This is a genomic window from Streptomyces sp. NPDC037290 (assembly GCF_055603245.1).
The window spans coordinates 20,576-33,149 of sequence record NZ_JBVJVZ010000037.1 but is presented as its reverse complement, the minus strand read 5'-3'; the positions used below and the strand labels follow the sequence as shown (position 1 = coordinate 33,149).

Here is a 12,574-nt window from a genome sequence, read left to right as displayed (position 1 = left end):
CCGAGCTGATGCAATCGCCCCGCGATACCGACGAGGCCGTGAACGCCCGCATGAGGCGCCAAGAGGTGCTGTACGAGGGCGACAAGACGTTCAGCATCCTCATCTGGGAGGGCGCGCTGCACGCCCTCGTCGGCCCCTCTGAGGTGATAGCCGGCCAGCTGGACCGGCTCATCGGACTGATCGGACTCCCGCAGATCACCTTGGGCATCGTGCCCTTCGGGGCGCGGTTGAAGCTGTCACCGAAGCACGGGTTCTGGATCTTCGATGAACAGCGGGTAGTCGTCGAGACCATCAACACCGAGTTCACGCTGGAGTCCGCAGACGACGTCACCCTGTACGGCCGCGTGTGGGATCGGCTGGCAGAGTCCGCCGTCCACGGGCAGCAGGCACGCCGTCTGATCGGCCGGGCAAGGGCCTCACTCGACCTCGGTTGAGCAACCCGCTTCAACCCGCCAACCAGACGCGCAATCCCGCACAATCGGCGTCCGAGGGCGCAACCAGCCTGCATACGGTCCAGTCATGACCCACCCGACGCGCCCCGCTGCGCAGTACGAGGCCGGGGATTCCTGGCTCGCTGACTGCAGCAATGACCCGGCCGCCGTCCGCACGGCATGGGAGCAAGAGACCCTCGCCCCCATTACCTCCGGCGCGCACTGGCTCGTCGCCGAGTCCAGCCTCATCCAGGGCTGGCCGGCCGCCTCCCGGATCCGTAACTCCACGCCGCACGGGCCCGTCCTCGCCGACCCCGACGCCAACCTGATGTTCTGGCTGGTACCGCTGGACGCCGCCGAGGAGCTCGCCGACGCCCGGCACCTGGTCGTGCGGCCCACGGGCTGGCCGCTGTCCTGCCCGCCCACCGGCCGGCAGGTGGATGGCAGGTTCTGGCTCTGGCGCCCCGACGGGACAGGCCACCTCAACGATCCCCCGCTCATCGCCGCGGCGTTCGGTCCCGGCGGCTACCGCACCGAAGCGCAGGCCCACGCATGACGACTGCCAAGACCAGAGCCTTGGTCGACATCCCCGCAGATCTCCTGCCGCTCATCCTGCTGCCGCCCCTGGAAGTCCTGCCCGACGCCAAGGCGCGCGGCACCGAGTGCGTGTGGGGCGGCGAGCCGCTGTCCACCGCGACGGCCATCGACCTCGGCGAGCGCGAGACCGACGGAGGCCACTGGTTCCCCCGGGCCTGCCGGCCCTGCACCCGCCGCGCCGTCCTGGCCGCTCGCAACGACCACCCCGACCGGTGCGAGCAGTGCACCGATGATGCCGGGTTCTGCGAGACCCGCCGCGCCCTGCACACCCTTGCTCTGGAGTTGCGCCGATGAACTGCGCACGCTGCAACGTACCCTTCCGCCCCAACGAGACGCGCCGGGAGGTCTACATCGACGGTGCGACCGCGGGCGGTGCTGTCGTCATCGTCCACGCGTATGCGTGCCAGCGCGCTCCTCAGCAGACGGCGCCGACGCGCCGCTGATACTCCCGCGCCCGGCGCACGCCGATCGCGTCGGGAGCGGGCCAGACTCCAGCGGGCTCCGACGGCACATCGGGAGCGGGGGTCGCCCCCGTCACCCCCGTCGGGGGCGACCACACCGGCATCCCGGGTGTGCCGCAGACGTCCCGACATCCCACAAACATGCTGGTCAAGGCCGCCAAACCCCGGCGCGTCGGTCACGACGGCGCCAGCCGTGACAACGCCGGCTGCGACCCACAGGGCTCAGGCCGGTAGCACGCGCACGAACACCCAGGCGCAAGCGGCCGGAACAACACACAGACCCACCGCCGCCTGCCCGACCCGGTATCTGAATGCCAGAGCGGGTGTCAGTCAGGGAACCGCCGGCAGTGTCTACCAGGTGATCGACTTCACCAACATCTCCCAGACCACCTGCACCCTGTATGGCTACCCCGGGGTGTCACTGGCCGGTGGCAGCCCGGTCCATCAGATCGGCCCGGCCGCCACACGGAACACCACCGCCCCACGCGCACTGGTGACGCTGGCACCGAGGGCCACTGGCAACGCGCTGCTGAGGATCACGGATGCCGGCAACTGCCCCACAACGCAGTGCCACCCGGCCGCCGCGCAGTACCTGCAGGTCTACCCGCCGGGCCAGACGACTCCGATCTACGTCGCCTACACGTCCACGGCCTGTGCCGGGACGGTCGGCCTCCTGAGCGTCGGCGCAGTCCCGTCGGGCTCGGGAAGTGCGTCGTAGTACTCGGGCCACGGTTGCGGAGCGCCCCAACCCGCGTCCGGGATGCGGATGGCCGTAAACGGTAGTGACGGGACTGTGCCGCCGGACCCCGATGTGCGGGTTATCTGGCTCGCTGCGCCCTCTCCCCGGCCGTCGGACACGGCGGGAGAGGCGAAGCGGGTGTACCACCACCGGTGGCCGGTGCCGATGCACACGGTGCGGCAGTGATACCCCGGCCGTCAGGGGCAGCGGGTGATCTGGCGCGGCCCCTCCATCAAGGGTCGCGCCGATGCTCCGCTGATGATGGGCGGGAAGGCTTACCTCGTGGACTCATGAGCATGCCTCTGCGAAATCGGTGCGAGGGCTGTCAACGGCCATTTCGTTCTCCCACAGCGTCAGAGGGCTCGTGTCGGCGGTGCCGCCTACGCAGAAGCAGACCTCTTCGTGTCGGCGCCGCGGCTGCGCTGGCCGTGGTGCGCCGGCCTTCGTGCACCCGTGCACCTGAGGGTGAGCGATAGGAGGGCGCCTTGGTGGGGGAGCATGTGCCCAGTTGTCGCTCGCTCGTGAGGGGTTGTCATGGGTTCCATCCGCCGCGTCGTTCCGCCGGTGCTGCTCTCCTGCCTCCTGCTGGCGGGCTGTTCATCCGGTTCGCACTCCGGGTCGGACACCTCGGGGAAGGGCGGAGCGTCGGCGGTGGGGTCGTCGGGGAGTGCCGTACCAGCAGGTGCGGCGAAGATCCCGGTGGGTGCGGGGCCGCAGACGACGTACACGGTGCAGCAACAGCCGCCCGCGGGTAGCTGCCACTACCGATTCGAGAAGGGCGAGCCTTTGGAGGATCCGGCGTGCACCCCGGGCGCGACCTCGCCGGCGGTGACGCAGGCCAACTTGGCCACGACGATCTGTCGCAAGGGCGGCTACACCAAGAACATCCGGCCGCCGGAGTCGATCACGCGGAAGGAGAAGGTGGCGAACGCCGCCTCGTACGGCTACAAGGGCAGCCTCGGGGACGCCGAGTATGATCATCTTCTTTCGCTTCAGCTTGGCGGTGACCCGAACGACGTCCGCAATCTCTGGGTGGAGCCGGCTGATCCCGGTCACAAGCCGGGCGGCGGCATCAACAACAAAAAGGATCCGGTGGAGACCAAGCTGCACACCGCGGTCTGCTCCGGCAAGGTGACCCTCCAGACCGCGCAGCAGGCCATCGTCACCGACTGGACCACCGCGCTCAGCCGTCTCGGTCTCAACTGACACACGGACCACTTGGTTGGCGGCGCGACAGCCCGAATGGCAGGCCGGTTACCGCGCCGCCCGCGCCCGCCGGATCGTTTTCGATCACATCGACCGGTACGGCAAGGTGTCGGCCGGAGGTTGTTCACCAGGGAGCATGGACCAGAGGCCGCACCTGGCTGGCCTCGGGCACCTGAATCTCGGCCATACCCCGTCGTAGCAGTCATGAGCGGTGCCGGTGAAACAGCTCTCAGCGGCGCCGCCTGGTCAGAGAGCGTGACATGCCGGGGGCTGGGACGGCAGGGAGGAGGCTGGCAGCGATTCCGATCAGGGCTTCTGCCTCTCCGCGGCTGTAGGAGAAGTCTTTGGTCATCTCGTCAGCGTGTTCGGCACCCGAGGCCTGGTCGAACGCGGCCTTGTAGATCGTGCGCCGCCGCTGTGCCTGGCTGCTCTGGTGCAGATCGTCGTTCTTGCTGATCTGCGGCCAGTTCGCTACGGAGAGGATCCGCTCCATGGCCTGGCGGGCGCTGCCGATCGCTTTGTCGAACTCCCCGTCGTGCAGCAGCCGGCGGGCGTCCTGCACGTACGACGCCGCATCCCGCTGCGCCCCGCTGGGTGCTGGAAGGGGGATGGCCGGCGCGCAGCCGAAGGAACCGCCAAGCCGTTCGAGCTCGGTCTGCCACACGCTCGCCGGCACCCTGATCGGCTCGCGGCTCTCAGCGGAGGCATGGTGGAACTGGAAGAACCCCGCCGATCTTCAGTTCCAGCAGGAGGTCTTGCCCGGCTCGGTGTTCCTCGAGGGCCAAGCAGTTGCTGGTTGGTGAGAGGGATCACCAGCTGGGCGTTGGCGTGACTGTGATTTCTCAACTGCACCCGCACAGGGTGGGCCGTTGTGAGCCAGCGCCAGCCGGGAGGAGTGGCGTAGACCTCGGCCTCCATGGCGCATGCAGGTTGTGCTCCAGGCAGGCGGGCAGCAGCTCGGCTCAGATGGTGAGCCGGTGCACGTCAAAGCTGGCTGTGAGGCTGACTCTGGTGGGATCGATGCGGACCTGAACATGCTGGGTGGTGTCGAACTGCAGCACAGCTGGCCTTTTCCTCGCCGGCCTCCAGCTCGTTCACGCCCTTGCGGACTGTCGTCTCGCTGACGCGGGCCGCCCATGCGACCGTCCGGACACCGCCGTGCCCCAGGATCCGGGCCTCGGCTCCCATCAGCAGACGTCGTTGCCGCTCGTCCAGGTGTGGAAACAACGCCCTGAGCTTCACAGCGAGTTGACCGCGAACGTCATTGGAGACGTTTATATCACAACAACGAGCCGCGTCACGGCGAAGCGACACCTTGATTCTCTGTGAGCCCTAAGCCGTAGCCGTGATGCCAGAGCGGAAAGAGGGTTCACCCGGTCGGCTTGCCCTGTCGTCATATTAACGGATGGTTCGTGATCTTCTATGGCGTATCGAATCCATATAAATGATCGGTACATTTCAACCTACTGAGAGGTTTAACGATGGAGGAAAGGCGGCACCGACGTTGGGCCGGTTGTTTGTCTACAGCGTTATCGGCGACATTGGCCCTGTCGATGGGTGCCGCGGGGTTCGCGGCGTCGGTGTCCCCGGCGTTCGCCGATACGGGCGACGGTACAGCGACAATCCGCGTAGTACGGGAGGTGAACGCGAACGGGAAGTGGGACCAGGCCTTGGAGCCGGGTATGGCGGGTGTGACGGTGACGTTGACCGATGACTCGGGCCGTTCCATCACTGGTGTCACACAGGCTGACGGCACGGTGCAGCTGGCTCCGGGCGCCACTTTGAGCGGTGGCAGGTACCGTATCGAGGCGCAGAATCCGAAACCGGGCGTGCTTTTCCCGGGTTTTGCTTCGCCTCGGCCCGATCTGAGTGACCCCACGGTCTTGTCATCGAACGTTGAGTTCGTCGACTTGTCGGCGGGCAAGAACGCGGAGGTCACGACCTCGTTCTGGAACCCGGAGGACTACTGCCAGAAGAACGCCTCATTGGTGACCGCTTGTCAGACTGATTATCTTCACCCTCTTCCGGGGGACCTCAGCAAGTTCCGGACACTGATCTCGTTTCCGTACAACGCCCGTAGCAGCGATCAGCCTCAGCGTTACACCGACCTGGCGACCAACGCCGACACGGGGACCGTGGACGGGATCGGCTTCGACAGGGTGACTGGGCGGATCTTCTCCGGTGCGTATGCCAAGCGCGGCGCCGCGTACGGTCCTGGTGGTCAGGGCGCGGTCTACGTGACCGACCCCGCCACCAAGCAGACGCACCTGTTCACCACTGTCCCCAACGCCGGCACCACGCCGCACAACTTCAGCCAGAAGGCTGACGAGGCGTTCGGCGCAGTGGTGGGCAAGGAGTCGCTGGGTGACGTGGACGTCAGCGCGGACGGCAAGGACCTGTACGTCGTCAACCTGTACGACCGCACGCTCTACCGCTATGACGCGACGCAGTCCAGCGCGGCCGCGCCGAAGGCGTCGTATGCGATTCCGAACCCGGGCTGCAACGCGGACAGCGACTGGCGTCCTTTCGGTCTGGGGATCCAGGACGGCAAGGTCTACGTCGGTGGTGTCTGCACGGCGGAGTCCACTGGGAACAAGGCCGACATGCGGGCGGTCGTGCAGACCTTTGACCCGGCCGCGGGCCGGTTCACCGGCACCGTCATGAACCAGCCGCTGAACTTCCCCCGCGGTGGCTACCCGGGCCTCGCCTGCCCGGGCGAGGGCTGGTACCCGTGGAAGGAAACCTGGCCCTGGACCCAGGACGGCCTGGACTGCACAGCCAAGTGGAACACCGAACTGAACGCCCACGTGGTCCAGAACCCAGAGCCGCTGCTGTCCGACATCCTCTTCGAGACCAACGGCGACATGGTCCTCGGCTTCAAGGACCGCTTCGTCGACCGGTACGGCACGCAACTGCCCTCCACCAGCACCCAGGTTGGTGTCGGCGCTCCTCCAACAGTCACTACGAACGGCGGTGACATCAACCGGGCCTGCCCCGGCGCGGATGGAATGTTCGTCCTGGACGGCAACGGCGGCTGCAAGAACAACTTCGTCTTCAAGGCCCAGGACGACCCGTCCAATTTGAATCCGCAGAACTCGAACGTCAAAGAGTTCTATCCAGGGGATGTGAACAAAAAGTACCACCAAGAGATCGGAGAGGGCGGCCTGGCCCTCTCCAAGGTGGAGACGCAGATTGCCATGACCGCGATTGACCCCCTCCCGTCAATTGGAGGCAGTGGGGTGCGGTGGCTCGACCGCACCACCGGCGCCAGTGACTCGGAAAACGGCACGGACGGCTTCCAGCTGAACACCAACTTCGGCAAGTCAGGCGGTATGGGCGACCTCGAGGTGATGTGTGACCAGGCGCCGCTACAGATCGGCAACCGAGTCTGGAAGGACACCAACAACAACGGCATCCAGGACCCCGGCGAGCAGCCCATCGCAGGTGCCACCGTCAACCTCTACGACGCCAGCGGCACCAAGATCGGCACCGCCGTCACCAACCAGCGCGGCGAGTACTACTTCGACTCGACGGTGGTGAAGAACGTCAGTCCGCAGAACCTGCAGTACGGCAATGCCTACACCGTCAAGATGGACAACCCCGGGGACTACGCCGCAGGCGGTGTACTGAACGGTCTGGTACCCACCCAGCCCAATGCCGGCAACAACGCCCAAATCGACTCCAGCGGCGTACCCAGCGGCGGTTCCTTCCCGGCCACCACCGTCACACCGCAGATCGCCGGAGCCAACGACCACAGCGCCGACTTCGGATTCACAGCGCCGGTCGTGGTTCCGGTCCCGCCCCCGCCCCCGACCCCGGTCCCGGTCCCGATGATTGACCCCACCGTCGGAGCAATCGCGGCCGCCGGACTGCTGAGCCTCGGCGGCGCCTTCTACCTCCGCCGCCGCACCACCACCGGAGCCGCGATGTAACAAATTCACCATCCCTCTCACCCAATAGCCTGGGCGGGCCTCCCTCACACATGTGAGGGAGGGCCCGCTCGTCTGCTCGATGGTGGAATCGTTGCGCCGTGGCCCTTTGGCAGGTGAGTGAACCGTCGGCGGGGTGATCCGGTGCGAGGTGTGCTGGCCTCGGTGGTGGCGTCTGGGTCAGGCCCTGTCGGGTAGGACCGCGACATGGGTGATCTGGTCCCAGACAGCGACGCGGATGATCACCTCGGGGCGGTAGCCGGTGGCGGCAAGCAGGTGGCGTCGGGGGCGGAAGTGAGGTGAGATGCCGCTGAACGCGGCGAGGAACGGCGCGCCTCCCCCGAGGAGTTGACACCTCGACCCTGCCCCTGACCTGGGGTCGATTTTTCCGGGTCGTGCGTGACGTCGGTCTTCGAGACCTGGTTGTGGTCTTGAAGACCGACGTTGTCGTATGGGGCGGGTGCGGAGGCCGGCCAGCAAGTCGCCCGTCGGTTTCATAGGGTGACCGCGCACCGCGGGCGTGTCAGCTGAGCAGGATGCGGTGGTGGAGGAGGCGGTAGCCGGCCCGGCGAGTTGGGGTGTGCCGAGGGAGTGGCTGGCCCGAGGGGACGTTCCGGTCAGCCGGTCATTGGCATACCGGTGAGGGCCCTGGAAGCAGGTGAACACGGCACCTGTGGATCACGTAGTTCTCTACGCTGCAAGATCCACGAGGTGCTTTGTTCGTTCCCCCATCATCCCCTGTCGCTGTCCCCGTGCCTCATGCGCCCTGCCTGGAAACCCTCGGCGAGGGTGCCGCCAAAGAGCAAGCAAGTCCGCTGCACGCCACTTGGCCACCGACGTTTGCGACGTCTTGTACTTCCGGGCCGCGTCAGCGGCTGTCATCTCTCCGGCCAGGACCGATAACACGATCCGTATCTTCTGCTCCACCGGGAACTGCGGCGGACGGGACATCAGGCTCTCCTACATGCTCGCTCAACAAACCCCTGCGCCAAAAGGTCTGACGCCTGACGCGCGACATCACGGCTCTCGGGTCATGAGGGGCAGGTGGGGTGAGGTTTGGGGCGGCCGTAGATGAGGGTGCCTTTGCTGTTGTAGACGGTGTTTGTGCCGTCGAAGACCAGTTCGCCGCCGCGGGGCTCGGGTCCTTTGGGGCTGGTGTCGTAGGTCTGCCTGGGGTTGTCAAGGACGATGGTGTTGTTGCGGATGTGGCCGTCGTTGCGATTGGTTCGCCTGCCCCAGGTTCCGCCCTGGTTGGAGAACACATCGTTTCCCGCGATTTTTGTTTTGTTGTTGTGGTAGAGGTAGTTGTTCTCCACGATCAGGCCGGTGTTGTGCCCTGGCCAGGTCAGGTCGCCGCCCATGAAGAGGATGGCGGCGCCGGCGGTGTCGTGGATGCAGCTGTCACGCAGCGTGATGTTGTGGTTGTCGGCTTCGAAGTCGAAGCCTTCTCCGTCGTGGGGTGTCCTGGTGTCCTTGCCTTGCAGGATGTTCAAGGTGTTGCGGAACTGGCTGTTGCGCACCATGTAGTTGCGCACGCCGACGATCCCGAAGGCGGTGGTGCCCCAGGGGTGCCCCAACGTTCCGGCGTGGTCCACGACGACATGACTGGTCGTGCCTCCGGTGACGTGGTAGAGACTGATACTGGTGTAATAGGTATTGGTGAACGTCGAGTTGCCGATGTTCAGGTTGCGCCACATGCCGTAGTTGGCTTTGCCGCTGGGTACCGTCTCGACGCCGGCGTCGGTGTGCAGGAACGTGCAGCCCACGATGGTGACGTCGGACAGGACGGTGCTGTGTCCGTCCGCCTTGCCTGCGAGAGAGACGCCGGTGCCCCACTTCAGGTCGAGTGCGGGGTAGCAGGTGCCGCACTTCCACCAGTTGGGGTGATGCTTGATGTCTTTGGGCTTGAGAGGTGTGTTGAAGCCGCTGTCCTTGCCGGTGATGTCGTGGAAGTAGACGTTCTGGATCCACAGGTAGCGGTGGTTGTACGTGCCGTGCGCGTAGGAGACGACCCCGCCGTAGGTGTGGCTCAGCTCAAGATCCGTGATCTTGTAGCCGGCGTTGTTGACCAGGTGGATGGCGTAGGGGATGTATTTCCACGGACGGCTGCCGGGGACTGGACCAGGTTTGATGTGCGGCCGCGCCCCCTTGCCGTAGGCGCCGATGTGAATCGGATCCTCCGGTGTGCCGGACCCTTTCGGCCACAGGGCCTGCCCTGTCCAGGTGTCGCCCCGGGCGAGCAGCACCGCGTCGCCCGCGTGCAACAGGATCCCCGAAGCCTTCGTCAGCGTCTTCCACGGTTTCGCCGGGCTCGTCCCCGGATTGGCGTCGTTGCCCGCACTCACACTGACGTAATAAGTCGTCCCCGTCGCCGCGCGGTTGTGGTCCGCCGCTGCCCCAGGGACGGGCTGCTCGCCCGCCGAGCTTGACCCTGCAGATAGCGGCAGCACACAGCACAACGCGGCGACACCGGATAATAATCGCCGCCGCCAGGACCATTCATGCTTCATGAGATGTCTATGCCTTTCATATCAAGGTCCCCCAAGCGTGCCTGGGAGGTCGTGAAAGGGGCTGGCTGTGAAGAGTGGGAGCCCACGGGCGCCCACCCGCTTGCGCGAGAAAGCGGTCTTGTTCTCAGGGTGCAGAACACGGGGTAGACCCGCATCTCGGGCCCGGATCTCGCATGACCGAGTCCGGACGTTGACCGTGGCGAGACGTTGGTAGCGGAGAGGCCCTGTGGGTACCCGCGGCCCTCTGACGGCCTGTGAGCCCTCTGCCCGCCAACTCCCCGCCCGGGGGGGGGGGGCAAAAGGCCCTTGCAGAGCAGCGCGGCCGTGTTGCTGCCCCTGTGGAGGTTTTCCGTGCGTGCATTGCCTTCACCGAGGCCGTCTTAAGATTGTCTGTCGTGCCCTGATCGTGTCCGTCGCGGCCGATGCCGGCGGGCAGTGCTGCTGCTCGCGATGCGCGCTACGGGCATGGTGTGGGTCTCCCGTGCCTGCAGGGCTGGGTGACGGCGTCCCGTACTTCATGGGACGCGCTGGCGGATGAGGCCAGGAAATGCGGCACATAATCGCACGCACATAATGGGAACTTGCTTGCGGTGCATGCTGTTTCGAGCCAGCTCCGAACTGGTGAATGGAATTTCGAAGAATCGGCCTCGAGTTTTTCGCGTTATCACTCACACGGGTGAATGGGGTGATTGTCTGAGGGGGCGGTCTGGTCGAGGACCGTTACCTGCTGCCAGCCTCTTCCCCGGGCATGGCCGGACGGTATATCCAGTGCCTTTCAGGTTGTGCTCTATCCTGCCGGCGTTGGGTCGGCAGGACGTCTACAGGGAAAAGGGGTACCTCCATGTCGAAGCTGGCCCGCATGGCCTCAGTCGCCGCAGTCACCGCCGTGCTCACGGGCGGGGCGTTCATGCCCTCCGCCTCTGCCACCAGCTCCCACTCGTACACCTGCTCCAACCAGGGCGGCGGCCCTCACCACACCGTGAACTGTGTCGGCACGATCACGGTCAACAACGTCCTGGACAACGTCAACGTGACCGTGAAGGACATCAACGTCCTCAACAACGCGCAGCTGAACACGCTGCAGAACGTGCTGGTCAACGTCTCCAACAACGACGTGAACGCGCCCGTCACCGTGCAGATCGGTGACCTGCAGACAGCGGTCATCACCACCTACCTGCAGAACTTCAAGATCACGGTGCTACCGGTCAACGTCTCGGTATGCGCCGCCAGCATCTGCGTCTGACCTGCCCTGGCTAACATCCCCCCACGTTCTGTGGCCCGCCCCCTGCCACAAGGCTCTGGGGAGGCGGGCCACTCTCATCCCTGCCGGCCGATACCGGGCCCCAGCAACCCATTCGGCAGGATGACCGGCCGGCTCACGCGTGGGGAAGCCGGCACACTGCATGATCCAGGGGAAGGAGTAAAAGCAACAGCGTTACTGGCAGCGGGAGTTGGAAGACATCTCTTGCCGCGATGATGGGTCCAGGTCACCTGGGGGGTTATACAGCCCCCTTGGCTATCCAGCCCGGCCAGCCTCCCTCACAGGCGGACTGAGCTGACGATGGGGCCGTTTAGGCTCGGCCCGCACGGCCCTCGTCGGCCGAGGGCTCTAGCTAGTGTCACGGGATTCTCTCCGTATTCACTCCGCTCGAACTAAAACTGCCGGTCAGCGCCTTGCCTGCGTCGACTGGAGTGACATGAACGGATCATGTGGAGGGCCAGGTCGAGGAAATTCGGTGAGTCCGAAGGAAAAGCTGCTGCTGCCGGGCATGACATACCGGTCATTCGGATCGTCTACTTGTCCGAGCCTGAGTGGGTTCACCGGTTGGAGAGGAGAGGACTGAGCATGTGTGACCTTCTGGGGGTCCTGTGGCGTTCTTGGACCTGCAGTTTCTGCGGCGGCGAGAACGACGACGCCTATGGCACCTGTGCGGGCTGCGGCCACCGCCACAAGTAGCCAGTCGCCTGCCCCGCAACGGGGCTCCGGCCGGCCGGGGAGTGCATCCCGCGGTCGCCCTGTCCTGCACTGTGCGTGCCTGGGCTGCGGTGACTACGCGATCCTGGCCGCCGTCGCGGTGGCGCTGCCGGCTGCGGCGGCCGATCACCACTCGGGCTAACCGCGGCACACAACGGTGTATATCAGCGGTGTGCACCACGGCTCCCCGCCCTGGGGCGAGCCTCCAACCGCTCGCTGAACAGGGAGTGGGTGGACGTCACCAACTCGACCCGGCGGGCGGTGGACCTGGAGGGCTAGACGCTCTCGGACGATGAGGGCGGCACCTACACCTTCCGCCACGTGTGGCTTCAGGGCCGGGCGACGGTCCGTGTCCACACCGGTTTCGGCCGGGACACCCGTACGGACGTGTACCAGGACCGGCGCAGGCAGGTGTGGGACGACGGCGGTGACACCGCGACCCTTCGCAACGACCGCGGCCGTTTCGTTGACGCCGTCTCCTGGGGCGGTGACCGCGACCACCGTGGCGGTGACCGCGACCATGACGGTGACCATCGAGGCGGCGACCGTGACGACCACGGCGGATACCGCCACTGACCCGTCGGTGGGTGGTGCCGGCCCATGGCCGGGGACTGGGGGGGGGGGGGGCTCCCCCCCGCTTCCGGGGGGGACACTTACCCCCCCCACAGGGATCGTGGTTTCCCCTCCGCAGGGGAGAAGGTGGTGGGGTGTGGTGTAATTTTCGAG

10 protein-coding genes and 1 pseudogene are annotated in these 12,574 nt (G+C 66.0%); 8 read left to right on the top strand and 3 right to left on the bottom strand.

Going from position 1 to position 12,574, the window contains the following annotated elements; all coding sequences use genetic code 11:
• The 5 genes from ACZ7HQ_RS41885 to ACZ7HQ_RS41865 form a co-directional block, all read left to right on the top strand.
• Positions 1-434: DUF5753 domain-containing protein (locus ACZ7HQ_RS41885; protein ID WP_471001908.1), on the top strand; the 434-nt coding region annotated here is incomplete at its 5' end.
• An 85-nt stretch (positions 435-519) separates the two neighbouring features.
• Complete coding sequence (locus ACZ7HQ_RS41880) at positions 520-987, top strand: hypothetical protein (protein WP_471001905.1); 468 nt, start codon at positions 520-522, stop codon at positions 985-987.
• Complete coding sequence (locus ACZ7HQ_RS41875; RefSeq protein ID WP_471001903.1) at positions 984-1,322, top strand: hypothetical protein; 339 nt, start codon at positions 984-986, stop codon at positions 1,320-1,322. Before ACZ7HQ_RS41880 ends, ACZ7HQ_RS41875 begins: the two co-directional genes overlap by 4 nt.
• A 102-nt stretch (positions 1,323-1,424) precedes the next feature.
• A complete protein-coding gene (locus ACZ7HQ_RS41870; protein ID WP_471001900.1) occupies positions 1,425-2,207 on the top strand; it encodes a DUF4232 domain-containing protein in 783 nt (260 codons plus the stop codon).
• 555 nt (positions 2,208-2,762) lie between these two features.
• Entirely contained in the window at positions 2,763-3,434 is a 672-nt protein-coding gene (locus ACZ7HQ_RS41865; protein WP_471001898.1) for a hypothetical protein, read from the top strand.
• 229 nt (positions 3,435-3,663) lie between these two features.
• Here ACZ7HQ_RS41865 and ACZ7HQ_RS41860 read toward each other — a convergent pair whose 3' ends face one another.
• On the bottom strand, positions 3,664-4,098 hold the full coding sequence (locus ACZ7HQ_RS41860; RefSeq protein WP_471001895.1) for a hypothetical protein: 435 nt from the start codon (positions 4,096-4,098) through the stop codon (positions 3,664-3,666).
• Positions 4,099-4,499: 401 nt separating this feature from the next.
• Positions 4,500-4,712, bottom strand: a pseudogene (locus ACZ7HQ_RS41855) (ISAzo13 family transposase); the annotation flags it as partial.
• A 404-nt stretch (positions 4,713-5,116) separates the two neighbouring features.
• Between ACZ7HQ_RS41855 and ACZ7HQ_RS41850 the strand changes: the two are divergent.
• The gene (locus ACZ7HQ_RS41850) at positions 5,117-7,366 is read left to right on the top strand and encodes an SdrD B-like domain-containing protein (protein WP_471001892.1); all 2,250 of its coding nucleotides are present in this window, start codon (positions 5,117-5,119) and stop codon (positions 7,364-7,366) included.
• Positions 7,367-8,394: 1,028 nt separating this feature from the next.
• On the opposite strand, the gene ACZ7HQ_RS41845 is transcribed toward ACZ7HQ_RS41850, so the two are convergent.
• A complete protein-coding gene (locus ACZ7HQ_RS41845; RefSeq protein WP_471001889.1) occupies positions 8,395-9,873 on the bottom strand; it encodes a right-handed parallel beta-helix repeat-containing protein in 1,479 nt (492 codons plus the stop codon).
• An 841-nt stretch (positions 9,874-10,714) separates the two neighbouring features.
• On the opposite strand from ACZ7HQ_RS41845, the gene ACZ7HQ_RS41840 reads away from it, so the two are divergent.
• Positions 10,715-11,116 (top strand): preprotein translocase subunit TatB, encoded by a 402-nt coding sequence (locus ACZ7HQ_RS41840; protein ID WP_471001886.1) that lies wholly within the window; start codon positions 10,715-10,717, stop codon positions 11,114-11,116.
• Between the two features lie 1,053 nt (positions 11,117-12,169).
• Positions 12,170-12,424, top strand: coding sequence for a lamin tail domain-containing protein (locus tag ACZ7HQ_RS41835; protein WP_471001883.1), 255 nt, complete (start codon positions 12,170-12,172; stop codon positions 12,422-12,424).
• The last annotated feature ends 150 nt before the right edge of the window (positions 12,425-12,574 follow it).